Origin of the sequence: Leifsonia sp. EB34 (genome assembly GCF_041260585.1) — a bacterium.
In the GTDB taxonomy this organism is placed as follows: Bacteria; Actinomycetota; Actinomycetes; order Actinomycetales; family Microbacteriaceae; genus Leifsonia.
The window spans coordinates 209885-232319 of the sequence record NZ_JBGCCV010000002.1; the positions used below are offsets into that span (position 1 = coordinate 209885).

Sequence of the window (22435 nt, forward strand, 5' to 3'; positions counted from 1 at the left end):
TTGGGTGGGCGGTGGGTTTCCCCTAAGCTGGGTGACTTTGTCTACGTGGATGAGGTTGGGGCGACCGTGGGGCGCGTGCGGTGAGCGAGTTCAGGGGTGAGTTCCGCGCAGAGTACGCGCCGTGGGAGCGCTGATCACCGCTGACGAGTGCGATTTGTCCCGGAAGATGACCAAGTACTGCGAGGCAGGGAGTCGGGAGTGAGGAACACATGGCCCAAGTAACCGTCTTCGCCTGTCGCGCCACGATCGACCGGCACCGAGAGGCGCTGTCCGACGCGATCCACGGGGCGGTGATGGCGGCGCTCGCCTATCCGCCCGAGAAGCGGTTCCACCGCTTCATCGGTCTGGACCCCGCCGACTTCGTCTATCCGCCCGACCGTGGCGACGACTACACGATCGTCGAGGTGTCCCTGTTCGAAGGGCGGACGGTGGATTCCAAGCGCGCGCTGATCGCAGAGCTGTTCGGCCGGATCGAGGCGGCCACCGGCATCGCCCCGCACAGCGTCGAGGTCACCTTCTTCGAGACTCCCAAGGTCAACTGGGGCATCCGCGGCGTCAACGGCGCCGACCTCGCCCTGGGGTACACCGTCGAGGTCTGACCGTCAGCGCAGCCGCGCGATCCGCTCCACCGCCTCCGTCAGCACCTCCGGCGAGCACGCCAGGTTCACCCGCGCGAACCCGGCCCCCTCCCGCCCGAAGTCGAGCCCGCGCACCAGCGCCACCCGCGCCTCCGAGAGGATGCGCGCCGCCGGCTCATCGCCCCAGCCGAGGCCGCGGAAGTCGACCCAGGCGAGGTAGCCGGCGTGCGGCTCGCGATAGCCCGCTTCGGGAAGGTGGGTGGCCAGCAGCTGCCCGAACAAGACCCGGTTCGCCTCGATCGATTCCAGCGTCCCCGCCAACCATTCCCTGCTGTCGTCGAACGCCGCCTCCGTCGCGATCCGGCCGAGCAGGCTCGTCCGCACCTCCACTTCCACCGGGAGGGCGTGGAGCTGAGCGGAGCGCACCGGCGACGCGGCGACCATCAGCGCGCACTTCACTCCGGCCAGGTTCCACGCCTTACTCGCTGAGTGGGCGGCCACGCCGACCTGACGCGCCGAGGAAGACACCGAGAGGAACGGCGTGAAGGTCTCGTCCGAGTGGGTCAGCGGCGCGTGGATCTCGTCGCTCACCACGGCGACGTCGTAGCGGGCGGCCAGCACGGCCACCGCCTCCAGCACGGGCCGCGGGTGCACGAGGCCGAGCGGGTTGTGGGGGTGGCAGAGCAGGAACGCGCGGGCGCCGCCGGCGAAGGCGCGCTCCAGGCCGTCCAGGTCGAGGGACCAGCTCGTGCCGTCGTCCAGCAGCGGGACCTCCTCGACCACGCCGCCCGCCTCCGGGATGAACTCGTAGAACGGCGGGTAGACGGGCGGGGTGATGACCACCCGGTCGCCGGGCGCGATCAGCATGCGCAGCGCCTCCACGATGACGACGCTGACATCGGTCGTCGTCAGGACGGACCCCGGGTCGACCTCCCAGCCCCAGGTGTCGTGCGCGAAGCGGGCGAAGGCGGTCTTCGCGCGGTCGTCCTCGCCGATGTAGCCGGTGTCGTTCCGATCGATCGCGGCGTGCAGCGCGGCGGCGATCGGCGGGGCCAGCGGGTAGTCCGTCTCGGCCACGAACAGCGGGAGCACGTCGTCCGGATACAGCGACCACTTCTCGCTCGTGCGCTGGCGGAGGCGGGCGAGGGGCTCGGCGTCGACGGTCACCTGCCTACTCTGCCAGTGCCGCGCCATAGACTGAACCTGTGAGTATGGAGATTGAGATCGGGCGGGCCAAGCGTGCCCGCCGCGTGTACGCCTTCGATGACGTCGCGGTGGTGCCCAGCCGGCGCACCCGCGACCCCGAGGACGTCTCGGTCTCCTGGACCATCGACGCCTACCAGTTCGACGTCCCGTTCCTGGCGGCGCCGATGGACTCCGTGGTCTCGCCGACCACCGCGATCATGATGGGCCAGCTCGGCGGCCTGGGCGTGCTCGACCTGGAGGGCGTCTGGACCCGCTACGAGGACCCGGAGCCGATGCTCGCCGAGATCCGCGAGCTTCCCGCCGAGACGGCGACCCGGCGCATGCAGGAGATCTACTCCGCGCCGATCAAGCCCGAGCTGGTCACCCGGCGTCTCGCCGAGATCCGGGAGGGCGGGGTCACCGTCGCCGGCGCGCTCTCGCCGCAGCGCACCCAGGAGCTCTACCAGACCGTCGTGGAGGCCGGGGTCGACCTCTTCGTCATCCGCGGCACTACCGTCTCGGCCGAGCACGTCTCCAAGAGCGTCGAGCCGCTCAACCTCAAGAAGTTCATCTACGAGCTCGACGTCCCCGTGATCGTCGGCGGCGCCGCGACGTACACGGCGGCGCTGCACCTCATGCGCACGGGCGCGGCCGGCGTGCTCGTCGGCTTCGGCGGCGGCGCGGCCTCGACCACCCGCTCCACGCTCGGCATCCACGCCCCGATGGCCACCGCCGTCGCGGACGTCGCCGGCGCCCGCCGCGACTACATGGACGAGTCGGGCGGCCGCTACGTGCACGTCATCGCCGACGGCGGCCTCGGCAGCTCGGGCGACATCGTCAAGGCCATCGCCTGCGGCGCCGACGCGGTCATGCTGGGCACGACGCTCGCCCGCGCGACCGACGCGCCGGGCGGCGGCTGGCACTGGGGCGCGGAGGCGCACCACGCGCAGCTCCCGCGCGGCAACCGGGTCGCCGTGGGCCAGGTCGCGCCACTGGAGGAGATCCTGTACGGGCCGGCGCCGGTCGCCGAGGGAACTGCGAATCTGGTGGGGGCCTTGCGCAGGAGCATGGCAACGACGGGATACTCGGACCTGAAGGAGTTCCAGCGCGTAGAAGTCGTGGTGGCGCCCTACCAATCGCACTAGGTCCTGGCCGAAGGCGGCCGGGGAGGAGGAAACGATGGCGACAACATCCCCGTCCGGCACCACCGCGCGGTCAACGGCGGTGGCCTACCCTTCACGCCTCGGCCCGGCCGAGCGCGCCGCCGCGATCGAGGCGCTGAAGAGCACCGAGCTCGACATCCTCGTGGTCGGCGGCGGCATCGTCGGCGTGGGCAGCGCGGTCGACGCGGTCACCCGCGGGCTGAGCGTCGGCCTGGTGGAGGCCCGCGACTTCGCCTCCGGCACCTCCAGCCGGTCGTCCAAGCTGGTCCACGGCGGCATCCGCTACCTGGAGCAGCTCGACTTCGGGCTCGTGCGGGAGGCGCTGATCGAGCGCGGCCTGCTGCTGCAGCGCATCGCCCCGCACCTGGTCAAGCCGGTCCGCTTCCTCTACCCGCTGCACAAGCGGGTGTGGGAGCGCTTCTACATCGGCGCCGGCATGATGCTGTACGACATCTTCTCCTACAGCGGCCTGCGCCCGCCGGGGGTGCCGCACCACCGCCACCTCAGCAAGCGGCAGGTGCTGCGGGCGATCCCGAGCATGGCACCGAACGCCCTCGTCGGCGGGATCACGTACTACGACGCGCAAGTCGACGACGCCCGGTACACCGCCACCCTCGCGCGCACGGCGGCGCACTACGGCGCGCACATGGCCACGCGGGTCAGGGTGGAGGGCTTCCTCAAGGTCGGCGAGCGCGTGGTCGGCGTGCAGGCGCACGACCTGGAGAGCGGTGAGCGCTTCGAGATCCGTGCCAAGCAGGTCGTCAACGCGACCGGCGTCTGGACGGACGACACCCAGTCGATGGTGGGCGAGCGCGGCCAATTCAAGGTGCGCGCCTCCAAGGGCATCCACCTCGTGGTGCCACGCGACCGCTTCCAGTCCAAGATGGGCCTCATCCTCCGCACCGAGAAGAGCGTGCTCTTCGTCATCCCGTGGGGACGGCACTGGCTGATCGGCACGACCGACACCGACTGGCATCTCGACAAGGCGCACCCGGCGGCGACGGCGGCCGACATCGACTACCTGCTCGCGCACGTCAACCAGGTGCTGAACGTCCCGCTCACCCGGGAGGACGTGGAGGGCGTCTACGCGGGCCTCCGCCCGCTGCTCGCGGGCGAGTCGGAGGAGACCTCCAAGCTGTCGCGCGAGCACCTGGTCGCGCACTCGGTGCCCGGTCTGGTCGTGATCGCCGGCGGCAAGTGGACGACGTACCGGGTGATGGCGAAGGACGCGATCGACGCCGCGGTGGACGCGCTGGACGGCAAGATCCCGGCGAGCACCACGATGGAGATCCCGCTCATCGGAGCCGAGGGCTACCAGGCCGCGTGGAACCGCCGCAGCCGCATCGCGAGCGAGTCCGGCCTCCACCCGGCTCGGGTCGAGCACCTGCTGAACCGCTACGGAACGATGGCGGAGGACATCCTCGCGCTGATCCGCGAGGACCCGTCGCTCGCCCACCCGCTGCCCGGTGCGGACGATTACATCGGCGCGGAGGTGGTCTACGCGGCCAGCCATGAGGGCGCCCTCCACCTGGAGGACGTGCTTGCCCGCCGCACCCGCATCTCGATCGAGGCCTGGGACCGCGGCGTCTCGGCGGCGCCGGTGGCGGCGTCGCTGATGGCGGGCGTGCTGGGCTGGGACACCGGCCGCGAGGAGCGCGAGGTGCAGACGTATCTCAAGCGCGTCGCGGCGGAGCGGGCCAGCCAGCAGCAGCCGGACGACGAGTCGGCGGATCGCGTGCGGCTGGAGGCGCCGGACATCGTGGACGTGGACGCGGCCGCCGCGAAGGCGGGCTCGGTCACGCGCACGGCGAAGGCGTCGGCGGGGAAGGCCGCGGCGGCGAAAGCGGGCGCGGGGGAGGCTGCCCCGGCGGCTGCGAACACGACGGCGGCGACCCCGGTGGCCGAAGCGGACGCGCCCCCGAAGGAGGAGTGAGCCGCCTCCGGCGAAAAGAGCCCGAAACCTCCGTCCCATAAACTGGACTCCAGTGCCCGCGACGGATGGAGACGGATAAATGGTTGACGTTCGACGGGTCAAACTGCCCGGCGTCGGGGTGTTGCACACCTTCGTGACGGACGACGGGGGCAAGGTCGGCGTCATCGCGCACCGTTCCGGGCACAGCGACCTGATCACCTTCTCCGACCACGAAGACGGCTCGGACGTGACCAAGGTCTCGCTGCGGCTCAACGAGGACGAAGCGCACACGCTCGCCGAACTCCTGGGCGGCACGCAGATCACCGAGTCTTTGACCGCGCTCGACCAGATCCCCGGGCTCAGCATCGACTGGTTCTCCGTCGACTACGAGGACTACATCGCCGGCCAGCAGCTCGGGGCGCCCGGCGACCGCGGCTTCGTCGGGCTCACCGTCGTCGCCGTCGTGCGCGGGGACTCCGCGAATCCGGCGCCCGCTCCCGACTTCAAGGTCTTCCCCGGCGACACCCTCGTCGTCGCGGGCACCCCCGAGAAGGTCGCGAAGGCCTTCGCGTTCTTCCGCACCGGTCAGACCGCGCGGGCCACGTCCGACGCTCCGCCGGGAGGCTGATCCATGCATCTCGGAGAAGACCTCATCATCCTCGGCATCCTGCTGCTCGTCGCGTACGTGCTCGGACGGCTCGGCAAGCTGGTGGGGCTCCCCGCGATCCCCATCTATATGCTCGTCGGCCTGCTGGCGAGCCCGCACACCGGTTGGTTCCCGCTCGACTTCGAGAGCAACTACATCGAGCTCATCGCGATCTTCGGGCTCATCCTGCTGCTGTTCAACCTGGGGCTGGAGTTCGACCAGGACGAGTTCTTCGGCAACTTCGGCAAACTGGTCGTCTCCGGCGGCTCCTACATCCTGATCAACATGGGTGTCGGCCTCGCGTTCGGCTTCTGGGTGGGCTGGGGCACCCGGGAGGCGCTCATCATCGCCGGGATGACGGCCACGTCGTCGTCCGCGATCGTGACGAAGCTGCTGATCGAGCTGCGCCGCCTCCCGAACGCCGAGACGCCGATGATCCTCGGCGTGACGGTCGTGGAGGACATCTTCATCGCGATCTACCTCGCGATCGTGTCGGTCGTGCTGAGCGGCGAGACCGCGGTCTGGCCGGTGGTCGGCAAGCTGACCGTGGCGTTCCTCTTCCTGGTCGTGATGTTCACGCTCGCCCGGTTCGGCGGGAGGTACGTCTCCCGGCTGTTCCGCACGAAGGACGACGAGCTCTTCACCATCCTGTTCTTCGGGCTGGCGGTGCTGTTCGCGGGGATCGGCGAGCTCCTCGGCGTCACCGACGCGATCGGGGCGTTCCTGATCGGGCTCGTGCTGGGAGCGACGAAGTACCGCAACAAGATCGAGCACATCGCCCTCCCGCTGCGCGACGTGTTCGCGGCGTTCTTCTTCCTCAACTTCGGGCTCGCGCTCGACCCGGCGAAGTTCCCGGCGGTGCTCGGACCGGTGCTCATCGCGGTCGGGATGACGATCGTGCTGAACATCCTGGCCGGGCAGTTCGTCGCGTGGCTGAACGGCTTCGGCCCGCAGGCCGGGATCAACACCGCCGTCATCCTGCAGAACCGCGGCGAGTTCGCGCTCATCCTGGCGACGCTGTCGCTCAGCGCCGGACTCGACCCCCGGATCGCGCCGTTCGCCGGCCTCTACGTGCTCATCATGTCCGTGCTCGGGCCGGTCCTCGCAGCGAACTCCGAGAAGATCGGTGCGATGATTCTCCGGACCGGATCGTCCAAGCGGCGCGACCGGCGGAAGCAGCGCGATCCCATGCTCGACGAGGAGATCGCCCTCGTGGAGGCGGCCACCGCCGACCTCGACTCCGACACGCGCCGCGACGACAGGGGCGCGGACCACACGCGCCCGGCTGTGGACCGGATCGTCGAGCAGGCCATGCAGCAGCAGGACACGACCGTCGAACGAAAGCGGGACTGAGCCATCGACACCACCCCCGGCAGCCCGGCCGGCGCGCAGGCGCAGGCGGGCGGCAGCACCATGCTGCAGATGATGCTCCGCCCGCGCTGGATCGGCGCGCTGGTGTTCGCGCTCGCGCTCGCCGCCGGCTTCGCCGGGCTGGGCCAGTGGCAGCTCGAGCGCGCGATCGAGTCCGGCAAGGCCGTCGTGGCGCCGACCGAGACGGTGCTGCCGCTCGCGAAGGTCGCGAAGCCGAACGGCCCGATGACCGACACGTCGGTGGGGCAGCTGGTGGAGTTCACCGGCACGTTCGTCGCCGGCGACGACCAGCTCCTGTACGACCGGATCAATTTCGGCAAGACCGGCTGGTGGGTCGTCTCCCATGTGGACGTGGACGCCGGCGACGGCCACCGGATCGCGCTCGCCGTGGCCCGCGGCTGGGCGCCGGACGAGGCGGCGGCGAAGTCGGTCGTGGCCCGGCTCGCCGAGCAGCCCGAGACGCCGCAGAAGATCGTCGGGCGGATCCTCCCCGACGAGCAGCCGCAGGTGCCGGACGACAAGAAGAACCCGACCGCGATGAAGACCCTCGGCGTCGGCCAGCTCTACAACCTGTGGACCGGCGTGGACGGCATGGACGTCTACAACGCGTACGTGGTCGACCGCACACCGCCCGCCGGGCTCGACAAGATCGACTCGCCCCCGCCCATCCAGCAGACCGAGCTCAACTGGCTCAACGTCTTCTATGCGGCCGAGTGGATCATCTTCGCCGGGTTCGCGATCTTCCTCTGGTACCGGCTGGTACGCGACGCGAAGCAGCGGGAGGACGAGGAGCGCGAACTGGCGGCGGAGGAGGCCGCAGCAGCAGCGGACGGCGGCGCGAGGGCTCATGCCGGGAACGTAGAATAGCCCCATGCCCCTCGCTCCCAAACCCGAAGACTTCCCGAAGATCCGCGGGGCGCTCAAGTTCTACGCGGTGTTCGCGTACATCACCGGAATCATGCTCCTGCTGCTCTGCGTGGAGATGATCGTGAAGTACGGCCTCGGCTACCAGCTCTTCGCCTTCAGCAACTACGGCGCCCTCACCCTCGTGCCCGTCAAGACCGCGGTCGCCCCGACCGGGCTCGACCTGAGCACGGGCATCCTCATCGCCCACGGCTGGCTGTATGTGATCTACCTGTTCTCGGACTTCCGGCTGTGGAGCCTGATGCGCTGGCCGTTCTCGAAGTTCATCACCATCGCCCTCGGTGGCGTCATCCCCTTCCTGTCCTTCTTCGTGGAGGCCAGGATCAGCAAGCAGGTCAAGAGCTATCTGGCCGGCCGCGAGGCCGAGGCAGCGACGTACGTGGAGGCAGCAAATTAGCACCGACGCAGTGTTCTCGGACATCCTCGGAGGAGCCGACTCGGCTGCGCCGGCCGGTCCCGTCCTGGTGGTCGACTTCGGCGCCCAGTACGCGCAGCTGATCGCTCGCCGCGTGCGCGAGGCGAACGTCTACTCCGAGATCGTGCCGCACACCGTGACGGCGTCGGAGGTCGCGGCCAAGCGTCCCGCCGGCATCGTGCTCTCGGGCGGTCCCTCCAGCGTGTACGAGGAGGGCGCACCGCACCTCGACGAGGCGATCTTCGAGCTCGGCGTCCCCGTGCTCGGCATCTGCTACGGCTTCCAGGTCATGGCCACCGCTCTCGGCGGCGAGGTCGCGCGGACCGGCCGCCGCGAGTACGGCTCCACCGCCGTGCGCGTCACCGGCGCCGCTTCGGACGGCTCGGGCAGCCTCCTCGACGGCCAGCCCGCCGAGCAGACCGCGTGGATGAGCCACGGCGACTCGGTCTCCAAGGCCCCCGAGGGCTTCGAGGTGCTCGCCTCGACCGAGGACACCCCGGTCGCGGCGTTCGCGAACGAGGAGCGTCGGCTGTACGGCGTGCAGTGGCACCCCGAGGTCAAGCACTCGCAGTACGGGCAGGCCGTGCTGGAGAACTTCCTGCACCGCGCCGCCGGCATCCCCGCCGACTGGAACAGCGGCAACGTCATCGCCGACCAGGTCGCCGCGATCCGCGCCCAGGTGGGCAGCGGCCGCGTGCTGTGCGCGCTGTCCGGCGGCGTCGACTCCGCTGTCGCGGCCGCGCTCGTGCACAAGGCGGTCGGCGACCAGCTCGTCTGCGTGTTCGTGGACCACGGCCTGCTCCGCAAGGACGAGGCCCGCCAGGTCGAGGAGGACTACGTCGCCGCGACGGGCGTCCGGCTCGTCACCGTGAACGCGCAGGAGCAGTTCCTGTCCGCGCTCGCGGGCGTCTCCGACCCAGAGACCAAGCGCAAGATCATCGGCCGCGAGTTCATCCGGGTGTTCGAGAAGGCCCAGGCCGACCTGATCGCCGAGGCAGAGCACGACGGCGACCCGATCCGCTTCCTGGTGCAGGGCACGCTCTACCCGGACGTGGTGGAGTCGGGCGGCGGCACGGGAACAGCCAACATCAAGAGCCACCACAACGTCGGCGGCCTGCCGGAGGACCTCCAGTTCGAGCTCGTGGAGCCGCTGCGCACCCTGTTCAAGGACGAGGTGCGCGCGATCGGCCGCGAGCTGGGGCTGCCGGAGGTTATCGTCGGCCGCCAGCCGTTCCCCGGCCCCGGCCTCGGCATCCGCATCGTCGGCGAGGTGACGCAGGAGCGTCTCGACCTGCTCCGCGACGCGGACGCGATCGTCCGCGCCGAGCTGACCGCGGCGGGCCTCGACGCCGAGATCTGGCAGTGCCCGGTGGTGCTGCTGGCGGACGTCCGCTCGGTCGGCGTGATGGGCGACGGCCGCACCTACGGCCACCCCATCGTGCTGCGCCCGGTCTCCAGCGAGGACGCGATGACCGCCGACTGGACGCGGCTGCCGTACGACCTGCTGGCCACGATCTCCAACCGGATCACCAACGAGGTGGACGGGGTCAACCGCGTGGTTCTCGACGTCACGTCGAAGCCGCCGGGGACCATCGAGTGGGAGTGAGTCTCCCGTAGACGTGAGAAGGGCCGGGATGCTGATGCATCCCGGCCCTTCTGCGTGTGCGCCTAGTTGCGCGAGATCGCGAAGATGCGCAGGAGCTCCAGGTACAGCCAGACGACGGTGACCATGATGCCGAAGGCTCCGGCCCAGCCGAACGCGCGCGGCGCCCGGTTCTTGACGCCCTGCTGGATGGCGTCGAAGTCGAGCACCAGCGAATATGCGCACATGATGACGACGAGGACGCCGATCACCAGCCCGAGCGGGATGCCGAAGATGTGGACCGTGCCGCGGAGGCCCCACGGGTCGTTCACCGCGCCGGTCCAGACCAGAACGATGTTCACAAGGGAGAACACCAGGTAGCCCACCATCGCGATCAGGAAGATCTTCGTCGCCTTCGCCGAGGCGCGGATCTTGCCGCTGGCGAAAAGGGCGAGTGTGACGCCCACGACCACGATGGTGCCGATGACCGCCTGGATGACGACGCCGCTCCAGAGGTCCTCGTAGAACTTGGAGATGCCGCCGATGAAGAGCCCCTGGGCGCCGGCATAGGCCAGTGTGAGCGCGGGGGAGGGGAGCTTCTTGCGGTTGTGGAAGATGTTGACGAAGGCCAGGACGAGGCCGGCGAGCGCTCCGACTACCCACAAGCCGGGCACCCACCAGCCGAGCACGGCGCCGACGAGCAGGACGCCGAAGCTGACCGCAGTCTTGCGGATGGTGTCCTCGACCGTCATGCGGTCGGTGTCCACCGACGTGGCGGATGGGGCGTTGAAGAGCTCTTCCAGTTGCTGCGCGCTCGCGGAGCCCGTCGCGGCGTTTTGGAACGCCGGGCTCTGGGAGAAGGCGGGGTTGGAGGTTGCCATGGGTTCCTCGCTTTGTCGGGGACCGCTTACGGTCTCGGTCCGCCCAATCTATCGGGTTGGTTTCTGAGAGTTCTGACAGCTTGCCATGAATCGACTGCGATCGCGCCCGCGCGGGCCAGCCACGCCGAGGCGACCACGACCACGCTCATGGTCAGGATCGTGATCCAGCCCTGCGCGTAGGTCGTCACGAAGAGGGGCAGGATCAGGCTGGCGGCGATCGGCAGCACGAGCACGGCGAAGGCCGGGAGCGGCCGCAGCCGCACCAGCAGCCACGCCGCGAGGACGACGGCGTAGCACCAGGCGAACCCGGCGCCCCCGAGCATGAGCCACGTGAAGCCGAGCACGGGCACGACGACGGCGACCCTCCGGCCGATCGTGGAGGGCATGACCGCCCAGCCCGCCGGCTGCAGGATCGAGCCGACCAGCAGGAACGGCAGGCTGTACGCGGTGGTGACCAGGACGCAGGCCGTCCCGACCACGATCATCGCCAGTCCGGCGGTCCAGCGGGTGCGGTACGTGCCCCAGTGCAGGTCGAGCGAGCGCGACGGCTCGCGCCAGGCGCGGGTCGTCCCCGGCGCCTCCGCATCGAGTGCGGAGGGCGCGGGAGCCGGGGCGGGGGGACCATCGAGGTCGGGCACCCTCTGATTGTTTCACCCGGGAGTGCGCACCGGAACGCCCCGAACGCCCGGCTAGGATCGCCACATGCGTGCCCGCTCGAGACCGTCCGTGATCGGTCATCGCGGCGCGCCCGGCTACCGGCCGGAGCACACCCGGGGCGCCTACGAGCTGGCGTTCGCCCTCGGCGCCGACTCGGTGGAGCCCGACATCGCCGCGACGAAGGACGGCGTGCTGGTCGTGCGGCACGAGAACGAGATCTCCGGCACGACGAACGTGGCCGAGCATCCCGAGTTCGCCGGCCGGCGCACGACCAAGGAGGTCGACGGGATGCCGTTGACCGGCTGGTTCACGGAGGACTTCACGTGGGCGGAGCTGGCCACGCTGCGCGCGCGGGAGCGGGTGCCGCATCTGCGCCAGGCGAGCGCCACGTTCGACGACCGCTACCCGATCCTCCGGCTCGCGGACGTGCTGGAGGTCGTGGACGCGGCCTCCGACGCGGCGGGCAGAGCGCTCGGCCTGGTCGCCGAGCTGAAGCACGCCACCTACTTCGACGCGGCGGGACTCCCGCTGCACGAGCTGTTCCTGGCCGAGCTTGCGGAGGCGGGCTGGTCCGACCACCCCGGGCTCGTCGCCGAGAGCTTCGAGAAGACCGTGCTCGGCCGCCTGCACGACGGCGGGTTCCGGGGCAAGCGCGTCTACCTCCTCGAGCGGGAGGGTGCGCCGGCCGATCGTGTCGCGTCGCTGGGTGCTGCGGCGCCCGGGTACGCCTCCGACCTGACGCTCCGCGGGCTGTACGCGCTCGGCTCCGCGGCGGCGCCGGCCGAGCGAGTCGACGGGATCAGCGTGGACGTCTCCCAGATCCTGCAGTCGGGATCGGTGTCGGTCGGGCTGTTCGGCGAGGACGAGGGCGGCGTCGACATCGGCGCGGTCACCTCCGACCTGGTCGACCTCGCGCACTCGGCCGGGCTGTTCGTCTACTGCTGGACGCTGCGGCCGGAGAACGGGATGCTGCCGGCCGACTTCCGCCGGGCCGGCCGCGACGACGAGTGGGGCGACTGGCGGCGGCTCTACGCGATCCTGCTGCACTCGGGCGTCGACGGGGTGTTCGCCGACCACCCGGACCTCGCGGTGGCCGTGCGCGACGGACGCTGACCGGCGCGGGCCGCCTGACTGTCATCCTGGCTCCCGGCCGTCATCCTGGCTCCCGGCCGTCATCCTGGCTCCCGGCCGTCATCCTGGCTCCCGGCCGACATCCCGGCTCCCGGCCGCGATGACGGTGGCGGCGGCTAAAATGAGTGGAGACATGACGAGCCTCCCCGACGCCCCCTCCTCCTCTTCAGCGGTGCCCTCCTCCGTGCCGATCATCCTCGACGGCTGGGAGGGCGACGTGCGCCCCGGCGACGGCTCCGCGCACGGCGGCCCCGGCGGCGGCGACGGCCCCGGCGGCGGCCGCCGCGGCCCGAACGAGCGCCTGTTCGCCGGACTCAACCCGCAGCAGCGCGAGGCCGCCGAGTACCGCGGCCCGGCCCTGCTCATCGTGGCCGGCGCCGGGTCGGGCAAGACGAGCGTGCTGACCCGCCGCATCGCCGGGCTCATCGAGAGCCGGGAGGCCTGGCCGAGCGAGATCCTCGCGATCACCTTCACCAACAAGGCCGCGAACGAGATGCGCGAGCGCGTCGAGCAGCTCCTCGGCGGCCGGGCGCAGGGCATGTGGATCTCGACGTTCCACTCGGCGTGCGTCCGGATTCTGCGCAGGGAGGCCGAGACGATCGGCAAGACGCAGAGCTTCTCGATCTACGACTCCGGCGACACCCGCGCGCTGCTCAAGCGCATCATCAAGGAGCTGGACGCCGACACGCTCGGCTTCACCGTCGCCGGGACCTCCGGGCGCATCTCCAAGCTCAAGAACGAGCTCACCGACATCGAGACCTACGCGCGCTCGGCCAACCTGAGCGACCCGCAGGAGGTGATGTTCCTCGAGATCTTCCGGCAGTACACCCGCGCCCTCCGCCGTGCGAACGCCTTCGACTTCGACGACCTCATCGCCGAGACGGTGTTCCTGTTCCGCGCCTTCCCGAAGGTCGCGGCGCTGTACCAGACGCGGTTCCGGCACATCCTGGTGGACGAGTACCAGGACACCAACCACGCGCAGTACTCGCTGATCCGCGAGCTGACCATGCCCGTCGCGCCCGACATCGCGGAGGACATGGAGCAGCACGGCCGCAACGTCGCCAAGCTGCGCGACGTCGTCGGCGCCATCCCCGGCGCGTCGCTGACCGTCGTCGGCGACTCGGACCAGTCGATCTACGCGTTCCGCGGCGCGGACATCCGCAACATCGTGGAGTTCGAGCGCGACTTCCCCGGCGCCAAGGTGGTGCTGCTGGAGCAGAACTACCGGTCGACGCAGAACATCCTGAGCGCGGCCAACGCCGTCATCTCCAACAACTTCGACCGCAAGGACAAGAAGCTGTGGACCGCGGTCGGCGACGGCGACAAGATCGTCGGCTATACCGGCTACTCGGGTCACGACGAGGCGCAGTTCGTCGCGGACGAGATCGAGAAGCTGCACGCCGCGGGCATGGACTACAAGGACATGGCGGTCTTCTACCGCACCAACGCGCAGACCCGTGCACTGGAGGAGATCTTCATCCGCTCGGCCCTGCCCTACAAGGTGATGGGCGGCACCAAGTTCTACGAGCGCGCCGAGATCAAGGACGCGATGGCGTACCTGGTGACGGTCGCCAACCCGGACGACACCCTGGCGCTCCGCCGCATTCTGAACACCCCGAAGCGCGGCATCGGCCCGGCGACCGAGACGCAGCTCGCCAGCTATGCGGAGGACAACGGCTTCACCTTCCGCGACGCCATGCGCGACGCCGGGTCGCTGGGTCTCGGACCCAAGGTGACCGGCGCGATCCTGCAGCTCTCGGGGCTGCTGGACGAGGCCGCGGCGAAGATCGACCCGGCCAACCCCGCGGGCGTCGCGGCGGTCGCCGACGTGCTCACCTTCCTGCTCGACGGCAGCGGGTACCTCGACGTGCTGCGCAACAGCCGCGACCCGCAGGACGAGGCGCGCGCCGAGAACGTGGACGAGCTCGTCGCGGTGACGAAGGAGTTCGCGCGCAACAACCCGGACGGCACGCTGGTCGACTTCCTCACCGAGGTGTCGCTGGTGGCGGCGGCGGACGAGATCGACGACTCCAGCGGCTCCGTGTCGCTGATGACGCTGCACACGGCCAAGGGGCTGGAGTACGACGCGGTGTTCCTGACGGGCATCGAGGAGGACCTCCTGCCGCACCGGATGTCGGCCAACGAGCCGGGCGGCCCGGCCGAGGAGCGGCGGCTGTTCTATGTCGGGATCACGCGCGCCAAGAAACGCCTGTTCCTGTCGCTGGCGATGACACGCGCGCAGTTCGGCGAGACCGCTGTCGCGATGCCGAGCCGGTACCTGCAGGAGATCCCTGCCGACCTCATCGACTGGCGCCAGTCGCCGGGGGCGGCGAACGGTCGCGGCGGCTCGCAGTCGCGCGCGCTGAACGCGCGCCGGCCCGGCATCGGCAGCGGGACCGCCGGCCGCTGGAACGAGAGCTACCCGGTCGGCGGCAGCGCCCCGGCCGAGCGCCCCAAGGCGGAGTGGCCGAACCGGGTGACCGGCAAGGTGCGCGACAACGGCGACCTGGAGCTCGCCCCCGGCGACCGGATCCGGCACGCGGACTTCGGCGAGGGCCGGGTGACCAACGTCACCGGAGAGGGCGCCAAACGCGTCGCGCACGTCCAGTTCGAGAAGGTGGGCGCGAAGAAGCTCCTCATCAAGATCGCCCCGATCGACAAGCTGTGAGGCGCCAGCTCGCCTCGATGAGCGTCGAGGTCGGCTTCCGGGCCGCTGCGGCGGTCGCGGTGCCACTTCTCCTGCTTTTCGCCGTCGGTCGCCTCGACCTCGCGGCGTATGCGACGTTCGGCGCGTTCACCGCCCTGTACGGCCGCAACGAGCCCTACCGGCTGCGCCTCCGCAGCGTCTCGGTGGCCGGGGTCGCGCTGTTGGTGTGCATCGCGCTCGGCGTCCTGGTCGCCGTGCTGGGCGAGCCGCTGTGGTTGACCACGGTGCTCCTGGTAGCCGTGGTCGTGGTCGGGACCTCCCTCGCGGCGGCCTTCCAGCTCCTGCCCGCGCAGACGCTGTTCTTCGTGTTCGCGCTGCTGGTGTGCGCGGCGATCCCGACCCCCGCCGCGGAGGCCTGGGGCCGGATCGGCCTCGCGGCCGCCGTCGCCGCGTTCTCGTGGCTGCTCACGATGTCGGGATGGCTGCTGCGCCGCGCGGCCGGCGACCGCGCCGCGCGCACGGGTTCGGTGCTCTTGAAGAAGCTGCACCGTCGCCCCGGCGTGGATACGAGCGTGCTCCGCGACGGCCGCGTCTGGCTGACCGCGACCCAGAACGCCGTGGGCGTCCTCCTCGCAGGAAGCATCGCCCTCAGCTTCGGGCTGGGCCACGCCTATTGGGCGGTGGTGAGCGTGGTCGCCGTCATCCCTCCCGCCCGCGCCGCGCACTCGATCTCCCGTTCGGTGCATCGGATCTTCGGCACCATCGGGGGCGTCATCGTGACAGGCCTCGTGCTGGTGTGGGGGCCGCCGGCGCTGGTGGTGATCGTGGTGGTCGTCGTCTGCCAATTCTTCGCAGAGATGCTGGTCGGCAGCCACTACGGCACCGCCCTGCTCTTCATCACCCCGATGGCGCTCGCGGTGTCGCACCTGGCCTCCCCGACGCCGCTCGACACGCTGCTCATCGACCGCGTGCTCGAGACCGTGCTGGGCGCCGCGATCGGGATCGGGCTGGTGCTCGCGGCGCGCTGGGTGGAGCGGTCGCGGGGGTTGGCCCCGTAGCCGGCGACCAAGCCATGCCCTCCGGCCGGCGACCCCGACGCTGACGCCCGCCCTGCGGCCGGCGATCGAGCGCTCGCGGCGCCCTGCGAGTCAGCCGCTCCCTTCCGCGATCGACCGTCGCAGCCGGCGTAGGTACAGGTCGCGCGGCTGGTGGCGGAGTCGCTCCGGGAGCCGCGGGTAGACCGCCGCCGCAACCCGCATCCGGCGTTCGAAGCCCCGTTCGATCGACGGACTCCACGGCAGTCGGAACTGGTCCCGCACGTCGGGCGGCAGCAGCCCGGCTGTGACGATCCGCGCGTCAGGGAGCGTCGCCCGCAGCCACAGCGGCACACCCCGCGGGTGCAGGATCTGCTCGGCGACCGCGCGGGTGGCGTCCGTCACGCGGAGCTGGCCGACCATGTCGTCCCAGTAGTCGCGGAAGTCGGCCTCGGTGGGCGGCCATTCTTCGGGACGGACCTGAAGCCCGACTCCCGAACGGGTCGCCTCGCGATACAGCTGCTCCCGCGCGGTGGCGCTCTGCGGCCCGAGGACGCGGTCGGCGAGGTCGGTCATCGTCGCGTAGAGGGTCGCCGCCACCCAGAGCTGCAGCTCATGGTCGAACGCGCTGTACGCCGGCTCGGTGCCGGTCGCCGCGCCGCGCACCGGCGCGTGCGCGCGATTGACCCGTCGGCGGACCACCTCGAACTCCGCGGGCGTCGCGAAGGTCGCGGCGTAGACGAAGGTCATCGTGGCGTGGAAGCGGTCCACCATCCGGTCGGCGAAGTCGCTGTGCTCGACGACGCCCCGCCCGACCGCGGGATGCGCGATCTGCAGCAGGAGGGCCCGACCGCCACCGGCGAGGCAGAGCGCCTCGCCGGTGAGCTGCCGGAACGTGAGCTCCCGGGTTCCCTCGGGGCCACGAACTCCACGGACGCCACGGACGGTGGTCATACCTCCATCCTGCATCGGGAGCCCGCGTTCCGGCGACGCAGCCGCCAGCCGAGGGTGCCGGTCAGCACCGCGGCGCCGGCCGCCCCCATGGCCGCGGCCGCCGGCCACGCCTCCGCCGCCCAGGAGCCGCCCGTGTCGGCCAGCGCGGCCGGCGCCATCGGCGCGGGCGCAGGTGCGGGCTCCTCGGGCGTGGGGACCACCGGGGCCGATGCCAGCGTGATCTCCGTGGCCACGCCGAACGGGGACCGCCAGGCACGCATCCGCTCCCCGCCGCCGCCCGCGGGCAGGCGTTCCGGGGCGATCCGCTCCACCCAGACGTAGTGCCCCGCGGCCGGGAGGGCGCACTCCGGGGTGTCGTACTCGCCCGTGCCGGCCACCGTCGTCTCCACCGTGCAGACCACGGGCGCGTCCGCCGGCACCTCGGGCGACTCCGACAGCGGTGCGCCGAAGGGCCCGTACAGCGTGCTCTCGACCACGGCCTCCACCGGCTCGAAGCCGCCATCGACCGCGCGAACGCCCCAGGACGGCAGGAGCCCGTCCGCGGTGTCGACCGAGACGGTGAGCCGGTCGTGGATCAGCGCGCCGGGCAGCGCCTCCGGAGCGCTGGTCACGGTGGCGACGACCGGCTGGAACGGCAGCGGGGACGGCCCCGTCGTGGACGCGGCCGCGCGCGCCTCCGCCGTCGCGGGGACCGCCACGAGCACGGCCTGCGCGTCCCCGTGGGGCGCGGCGACCAGCAGCCGGTCGCCGTAGGGCAGCGTGTCGAGGGAGGCCGCAGCGCTCACCGTCACGCTCACCGCGTCGCCGGAGGGGACGATCGACACATCGGTCCCGGTCGGGACGTCGGCGTCGCCCGCGCCGTCCGCGAAGGTGGCGCCGTCGAGCGCCACCCGCGCCCGGTGCGCGCCCGGAGCCAGGAGCTCGGTGCCGGTGGGCCGGACGACGGCGAGCTCGACACGGACCCGGCCTGGCCCGGTCTCCGCCAGTTCGAGCACGGCGTCCGCCCGCACGGAGGTCGAGCCGAGGCGCACGGCCTCGTCCACCATCTCGTGCGCCCGGGCGAGGACCCGGCCGGCGTCCGCCCCAGCCCGGCCGGCGAGCTCCTCCGGTGTGTGACCGCCGAGGCCCGCGACCAGCCAGGTCGCGATCTGCCCGGCGGCGGCGGTCAGCCGCTCGTCGGTGCCCGCCCAGGTGCGGGAGATGTACGCGAGGGAGGCGGACTGCTCCGGCGTGTACCAGCCGAGCGCCGCCGCGTCCGCGTAGTCGTAGCCGTTGCCGGTGGGGCTCGGCTTGCCGGCGTTGAGGCAGAAGCCCTGCGCGCCGTCGTCGAGGCGGTAGGTGCCGAGCCACCAGCCGTCCTGGGAGAGGTAGCCGGGACCGTGGCCGGCGCCGGAGAGCGCCCGGGCGTCGGGGGAGGGGACGAGCGCGTTCAGCATGCCGAGGAAGACGGCGAGGCCGGCGAGGACGAAGACGGTCACGAGGTTCGAGATGCGATGTGTCATGCCCTCAACGGTCGCGGCGACGGACCGTCCGCGGGCGGCTCCGACCGAATCCGTGGAGAGGTCGTCCTGCCCGTCGAACTGTGGAGGAGAACCGGATTCGGGCTGTTCAGTCGGACGCGCTAAAGTTCTCACTGGCGAATTTATCTCGGCGTCGAGCTATTCTCCCGCCGGACCGCCCAGCAGATAACCGCCGGAGCGCCACGAGCGCGCCGGACATCAGCGGATTGGATAACCGTGGATCTATTCGAGTACCAGGCCAGAGACCTGTTTGAGAAGTACGGCGTCCCGGTCCTTCCGGGCATCGTCGCGGACACTCCGGAGGAGGTTCGTGCGGCCGCCGAGAAGCTGGGCGGCGTCACCGTCGTCAAGGCGCAGGTCAAGGTCGGAGGCCGTGGCAAGGCGGGCGGCGTGAAGGTCGCCAAGACGCCGGAGGACGCCGAAGAGGCGGCCAAGGCCATCCTGGGCCTCGACATCAAGGGCCACGTGGTCCGCCGGGTCATGGTCGCCGGCGGCGCCCGCATCGCCCGCGAGTTCTACTTCTCGGTCCTCCTCGACCGGGCCAACCGCTCCTACCTGTCGCTGACCAGCGTCGAGGGCGGCATGGAGATCGAGCAGCTCGCGGTCGAGAAGCCCGAGGCGCTCGCCCGCATCGAGGTCGACCCCCGCGGCGGCCTGGACACCGCGAAGGCCACCGAGATCGCCAAGGCCGCCGGGTTCCCGGACGAGCTGGTCGCGAAGGTCGCCGACGTCTTCGTCAAGCTCTACGACGTCTACACCGGCGAGGACGCGACGCTGGTCGAGGTCAACCCGCTGGTCCTCACCGAGGAGGGCGACATCATCGCCCTCGACGGCAAGGTCACCCTCGACGAGAACGCCGACTTCCGTCACCCCGAGCACGAGGCGCTCGAGGACGCCGAGGCCGCCGACCCGCTGGAGGCCAAGGCCAAGAAGGCCGGCCTCAACTACGTCAAGCTCGACGGCCAGGTCGGCATCATCGGCAACGGCGCGGGCCTGGTCATGTCCACCCTCGACGTCGTCGCCTACGCGGGCGAGAAGCACAAGGGCGTCAAGCCGGCGAACTTCCTCGACATCGGTGGCGGCGCGTCCGCCGAGGTGATGGCGGCGGGCCTCGACGTCATCCTCAACGACCCGCAGGTCGAGAGCGTGTTCGTCAACGTCTTCGGCGGCATCACCGCGTGCGACGCGGTCGCGAACGGCATCGTCACGGCGCTGCAGATCCTCGGCGACGAGGCGAACAAGCCCCTGGTCGTGCGTCTCGACGGCAACAAGGTCGAGGAGGGCCGCCGCATCCTCGCCGAGGCGAACCACCCGCTGGTCACCCTCGCACTCACCATGGACGAAGGCGCCGACAAGGCCGCCGAGCTCGCCGCGAAGTAAGGACGAATCAGAGAATGTCTATCTTCCTCAACAAGGACTCCAAGGTCATCGTCCAGGGCATCACCGGCGGCGAGGGCACCAAGCACACCGCGCTGATGCTGAAGGCCGGCACCCAGGTCGTCGGCGGCGTCAACGCCCGCAAGGCCGGCACCACCGTGACCCACGGCGACGTCGAGCTCCCCGTCTTCGGCACCGTCGTGGAGGCCATCGAGAAGACCGGCGCCGACGTGTCGATCATCTTCGTGCCGCCGGCGTTCGCCAAGGACGCGATGGTGGAGGCCATCGACGCCGAGATCCCGCTGCTCGTCGTCATCACCGAGGGCATCCCGGTGCAGGACTCCGCAGAGGCCTGGGCCTACGCCAAGGAGAAGGGCAACAAGACCCGGATCATCGGCCCGAACTGCCCCGGCATCATCACCCCCGGTGAGTCGCTCGTCGGCATCACCCCGGCGACGATCACCGGCAAGGGCCCGATCGGCCTGGTCTCCAAGTCCGGCACGCTGACCTACCAGATGATGTACGAGCTGCGCGACCTGGGCTTCTCGACCGCCATCGGCATCGGCGGCGACCCGGTTATCGGCACCACGCACATCGACGCGCTCGCCGCGTTCGAAGCCGACCCGGAGACCAAGGCGATCGTGATGATCGGCGAGATCGGCGGCGACGCCGAGGAGCGCGCTGCCGACTTCATCAAGGCCAACGTGACCAAGCCGGTCGTCGGCTACGTGGCCGGCTTCACCGCTCCCGAGGGCAAGACCATGGGCCACGCCGGTGCGATCGTCTCCGGCTCGGCCGGCACGGCGCAGGCGAAAAAGGAGGCGTTGGAGGCCGCGGGCGTGAAGGTCGGCAAGACCCCGTCCGAGACCGCCGCGCTGCTCCGCGAGGTCTACGCGGCGCTGTAACAGCACCGCACCACTCCGCCGATCGGGGCCGGACTCCTCCACGGAGACCGGCCCCGATCCGTCTCTCCACAGCCGCGATCGGGGCCTGCCCGCGGCCGCAGCGGCGGCGCTACAGTGAGCGCAACCTTCCGGGAGGGGGATGCGATGCCACGTCTGACGAACGCGGAGCTCGAGCGTCGTGTCGCGGCGCTCGAAGCCGAGAATGCGACGCTCAGGAGCCGGCTGGACCCGAACTCGACCGAGCCGCTGCCGGGCCTGGCGCCCGCACCGGAGGCGAAGCACAAGCGCGGCTGGGGCTGGACCCTGCTCGCCGTCGTGCTGATCGTGATCGGCGCGATCCTCGCGCCCGTGGCCGTTGTGGCCTCCTGGGCGAAGGTGCAGCTCACCGACACGGACGCGTTCGTCGCCACCTACGCGCCGCTCGCGAACGACCCGGGCGTCCAGGCGTACGTGACCGACGAGACCGTCAAGGTCATCCAGCAGCATGTCGACATCCCGCAGCTCACCTCGCAGGTGATCGACGGCATCACCGGCCTCGGCACCGGGCCCGTGGCGACGAGGGCGCTCGAGGCCCTGAAGGCGCCGCTCGCGCAGGGCATCGTGTCGCTGATCCAGACCACCGTCGGCCGGTTCGTGGCCTCCGACGCCTTCGCCCAGGTGTGGCAGGACGCCCTGCGGGTCAGTCACAACCAGCTCGTCGCGACGATGCAAGGCAACCCGCAGGCGGCGATCGCGATCGGCAAGGACGGATCGGTCGGCATCCAGCTCGGGCCGATCATCGACAAAGTGAAGCAGCAGCTCGTGGACCAGGGCATCAGCTTCGCGTCGCGCATCCCGACGATCGACAAGACGATCACGGTCGCGCAGAACTCGTCCATCCCGACCCTCCAGGTCTTCTACAACCTCGCGGTCGTCGCGGGTGCCTGGCTGCCGTGGGTCTCGATCGGCCTGCTCGCGCTCGGCGTGATCGTCGCGCGCCGCCGCGCCGTCGCCCTGATCGGGGCGGCGTCGGCCCTGGCCATCGCGATGATCGTCGTGATCTCCGCCATCGCGATCGGCCAGATCGTGTTCATCGCCTCGGCCTCCCCGAAGCTCGTGCCGGCGGGGGTGGCGACGACGCTCTACACGACGGTCTCGACGGCGATGAAGGACACCGGTGTCGCCGTGCTCGTGCTGGCGATCGTCGTCGCCCTGGTCGGCTGGTACGCGGGGCCGTTCGCGGTGCCACGCAAGCTGCGCGGATTCTTCGGCTCGGGGGTGACGTGGGTGCGGGAGTCCGCGGAGCGGCACGGGATCACCACCGGCCGGGTGGGGGAGTGGCTCTACACCCAACGGGTGCTGCTGCGGGCCGCGATCGCGGTCATCGCCGCGGCGATCGTCCTCTTCGTCCGGCCGCTCACGCCGTCGCTCATCATCTGGACCCTCGTGATCGCGGCGGTCGTCATCGCGATCCTCGAGCTCGTCCAGCGACCCGTCATCACGGTGCCGGAGGACGCCGACGACGACACCGAGGTGATGACCGTCTCCTGAGCCGGCGAAGTGTCTGCCGGGCT

19 protein-coding genes are annotated in these 22435 nt (G+C 70.8%); 14 read left to right on the plus strand and 5 right to left on the minus strand.

The features are described from left to right. The first annotated feature begins 209 nt into the window (after positions 1 to 209). Positions 210 to 599 carry a tautomerase family protein gene (locus ABIA36_RS10480; protein ID WP_369962303.1) on the plus strand — a complete coding sequence of 130 codons (390 nt, stop codon included), beginning with the start codon at positions 210 to 212 and terminating at the stop codon, positions 597 to 599. Positions 600 to 602: 3 nt separating this feature from the next. Here ABIA36_RS10480 and ABIA36_RS10485 read toward each other — a convergent pair whose 3' ends face one another. Beyond that, positions 603 to 1745 (minus strand): MalY/PatB family protein, encoded by a 1143-nt coding sequence (locus ABIA36_RS10485; protein ID WP_369962304.1) that lies wholly within the window; start codon positions 1743 to 1745, stop codon positions 603 to 605. A gap of 44 nt (positions 1746 to 1789) precedes the next feature. Here ABIA36_RS10485 and ABIA36_RS10490 point away from each other — a divergent pair, with 44 nt between their 5' ends. The 7 genes from ABIA36_RS10490 to guaA all read left to right on the plus strand — a co-directional run bounded on the left by ABIA36_RS10490 (position 1790) and on the right by guaA (position 9800). Beyond that, a complete protein-coding gene (locus ABIA36_RS10490; protein ID WP_369963735.1) occupies positions 1790 to 2908 on the plus strand; it encodes a GuaB3 family IMP dehydrogenase-related protein in 1119 nt (372 codons plus the stop codon). 34 nt (positions 2909 to 2942) lie between these two features. Then, the gene (locus ABIA36_RS10495) at positions 2943 to 4859 is read left to right on the plus strand and encodes a glycerol-3-phosphate dehydrogenase/oxidase (RefSeq protein WP_369962305.1); all 1917 of its coding nucleotides are present in this window, start codon (positions 2943 to 2945) and stop codon (positions 4857 to 4859) included. Positions 4860 to 4938: 79 nt separating this feature from the next. Continuing rightward, a complete protein-coding gene (locus ABIA36_RS10500) occupies positions 4939 to 5466 on the plus strand; it encodes a cation:proton antiporter regulatory subunit (RefSeq protein ID WP_369962306.1) in 528 nt (175 codons plus the stop codon). 3 nt (positions 5467 to 5469) lie between these two features. Next, positions 5470 to 6837, plus strand: coding sequence for a cation:proton antiporter (locus ABIA36_RS10505; RefSeq protein WP_369962307.1), 1368 nt, complete (start codon positions 5470 to 5472; stop codon positions 6835 to 6837). 69 nt (positions 6838 to 6906) lie between these two features. Further along, positions 6907 to 7722, plus strand: a complete 816-nt coding sequence (locus ABIA36_RS10510; protein ID WP_369962308.1) for an SURF1 family cytochrome oxidase biogenesis protein — start codon at positions 6907 to 6909, stop codon at positions 7720 to 7722. Between the two features lie 4 nt (positions 7723 to 7726). After that, entirely contained in the window at positions 7727 to 8176 is a 450-nt protein-coding gene (locus tag ABIA36_RS10515) for a DUF3817 domain-containing protein (RefSeq protein ID WP_369962309.1), read from the plus strand. Between the two features lie 10 nt (positions 8177 to 8186). Then, positions 8187 to 9800, plus strand: a complete 1614-nt coding sequence (gene guaA, locus ABIA36_RS10520; protein ID WP_369962310.1) for a glutamine-hydrolyzing GMP synthase — start codon at positions 8187 to 8189, stop codon at positions 9798 to 9800. Positions 9801 to 9862: 62 nt separating this feature from the next. Here guaA and ABIA36_RS10525 read toward each other — a convergent pair whose 3' ends face one another. Both ABIA36_RS10525 and ABIA36_RS10530 read right to left on the minus strand, forming a co-directional pair. Continuing rightward, positions 9863 to 10657 (minus strand): Bax inhibitor-1/YccA family protein, encoded by a 795-nt coding sequence (locus ABIA36_RS10525; RefSeq protein ID WP_369962311.1) that lies wholly within the window; start codon positions 10655 to 10657, stop codon positions 9863 to 9865. A gap of 26 nt (positions 10658 to 10683) precedes the next feature. Beyond that, positions 10684 to 11295, minus strand: coding sequence for a hypothetical protein (locus tag ABIA36_RS10530; protein WP_369962312.1), 612 nt, complete (start codon positions 11293 to 11295; stop codon positions 10684 to 10686). 64 nt (positions 11296 to 11359) lie between these two features. Here ABIA36_RS10530 and ABIA36_RS10535 point away from each other — a divergent pair, with 64 nt between their 5' ends. The 3 genes from ABIA36_RS10535 (at position 11360) to ABIA36_RS10545 (ending at position 16150) form a co-directional block, all read left to right on the plus strand. Then, positions 11360 to 12427 (plus strand): glycerophosphodiester phosphodiesterase family protein, encoded by a 1068-nt coding sequence (locus ABIA36_RS10535; protein WP_369962313.1) that lies wholly within the window; start codon positions 11360 to 11362, stop codon positions 12425 to 12427. Positions 12428 to 12578: 151 nt separating this feature from the next. Next, positions 12579 to 15113 (plus strand): ATP-dependent helicase, encoded by a 2535-nt coding sequence (locus tag ABIA36_RS10540; protein ID WP_369962314.1) that lies wholly within the window; start codon positions 12579 to 12581, stop codon positions 15111 to 15113. 17 nt (positions 15114 to 15130) lie between these two features. Then, complete coding sequence (locus ABIA36_RS10545; protein ID WP_369962315.1) at positions 15131 to 16150, plus strand: FUSC family protein; 1020 nt, start codon at positions 15131 to 15133, stop codon at positions 16148 to 16150. Between the two features lie 90 nt (positions 16151 to 16240). Here ABIA36_RS10545 and ABIA36_RS10550 read toward each other — a convergent pair whose 3' ends face one another. Further along, on the minus strand, positions 16241 to 17080 hold the full coding sequence (locus tag ABIA36_RS10550; RefSeq protein ID WP_369962316.1) for an oxygenase MpaB family protein: 840 nt from the start codon (positions 17078 to 17080) through the stop codon (positions 16241 to 16243). Next, a complete protein-coding gene (locus ABIA36_RS10555; RefSeq protein WP_369962317.1) occupies positions 17077 to 18582 on the minus strand; it encodes a hypothetical protein in 1506 nt (501 codons plus the stop codon). Before ABIA36_RS10555 ends, ABIA36_RS10550 begins: the two co-directional genes overlap by 4 nt. Positions 18583 to 18816: 234 nt before the next feature. Here ABIA36_RS10555 and sucC point away from each other — a divergent pair, with 234 nt between their 5' ends. From sucC to ABIA36_RS10570, 3 genes are all read left to right on the plus strand, one after another. Next, positions 18817 to 19980, plus strand: a complete 1164-nt coding sequence (gene sucC / locus ABIA36_RS10560; RefSeq protein WP_369962318.1) for an ADP-forming succinate--CoA ligase subunit beta — start codon at positions 18817 to 18819, stop codon at positions 19978 to 19980. 14 nt (positions 19981 to 19994) lie between these two features. Beyond that, positions 19995 to 20882 carry a succinate--CoA ligase subunit alpha gene (gene sucD, locus ABIA36_RS10565; protein ID WP_115697861.1) on the plus strand — a complete coding sequence of 296 codons (888 nt, stop codon included), beginning with the start codon at positions 19995 to 19997 and terminating at the stop codon, positions 20880 to 20882. A gap of 144 nt (positions 20883 to 21026) precedes the next feature. Beyond that, complete coding sequence (locus tag ABIA36_RS10570) at positions 21027 to 22412, plus strand: hypothetical protein (RefSeq protein ID WP_369962319.1); 1386 nt, start codon at positions 21027 to 21029, stop codon at positions 22410 to 22412. The last annotated feature ends 23 nt before the right edge of the window (positions 22413 to 22435 follow it).

Bases quoted from the DNA above. Each gene is read 5' to 3' on its own strand.
- ABIA36_RS10510 (WP_369962308.1), top strand. From the start codon at position 6,907: ATGATGCTCCGCCCGCGCTGGATCGGCGCGCTGGTGTTCGCGCTCGCG.
- ABIA36_RS10555 (WP_369962317.1), bottom strand. From the start codon at position 18,582: ATGACACATCGCATCTCGAACCTCGTGACCGTCTTCGTCCTCGCCGGC.
- ABIA36_RS10540 (WP_369962314.1), top strand. From the start codon at position 12,579: ATGACGAGCCTCCCCGACGCCCCCTCCTCCTCTTCAGCGGTGCCCTCC.
- ABIA36_RS10525 (WP_369962311.1), bottom strand. From the start codon at position 10,657: ATGGCAACCTCCAACCCCGCCTTCTCCCAGAGCCCGGCGTTCCAAAAC.
- ABIA36_RS10505 (WP_369962307.1), top strand. From the start codon at position 5,470: ATGCATCTCGGAGAAGACCTCATCATCCTCGGCATCCTGCTGCTCGTC.
- ABIA36_RS10515 (WP_369962309.1), top strand. From the start codon at position 7,727: ATGCCCCTCGCTCCCAAACCCGAAGACTTCCCGAAGATCCGCGGGGCG.
- ABIA36_RS10490 (WP_369963735.1), top strand. From the start codon at position 1,790: ATGGAGATTGAGATCGGGCGGGCCAAGCGTGCCCGCCGCGTGTACGCC.
- ABIA36_RS10570 (WP_369962319.1), top strand. From the start codon at position 21,027: ATGCCACGTCTGACGAACGCGGAGCTCGAGCGTCGTGTCGCGGCGCTC.
- ABIA36_RS10500 (WP_369962306.1), top strand. From the start codon at position 4,939: ATGGTTGACGTTCGACGGGTCAAACTGCCCGGCGTCGGGGTGTTGCAC.
- ABIA36_RS10480 (WP_369962303.1), top strand. From the start codon at position 210: ATGGCCCAAGTAACCGTCTTCGCCTGTCGCGCCACGATCGACCGGCAC.
- sucD (WP_115697861.1), top strand. From the start codon at position 19,995: ATGTCTATCTTCCTCAACAAGGACTCCAAGGTCATCGTCCAGGGCATC.
- ABIA36_RS10535 (WP_369962313.1), top strand. From the start codon at position 11,360: ATGCGTGCCCGCTCGAGACCGTCCGTGATCGGTCATCGCGGCGCGCCC.
- ABIA36_RS10495 (WP_369962305.1), top strand. From the start codon at position 2,943: ATGGCGACAACATCCCCGTCCGGCACCACCGCGCGGTCAACGGCGGTG.
- ABIA36_RS10550 (WP_369962316.1), bottom strand. From the start codon at position 17,080: ATGACCACCGTCCGTGGCGTCCGTGGAGTTCGTGGCCCCGAGGGAACC.
- ABIA36_RS10545 (WP_369962315.1), top strand. From the start codon at position 15,131: ATGAGCGTCGAGGTCGGCTTCCGGGCCGCTGCGGCGGTCGCGGTGCCA.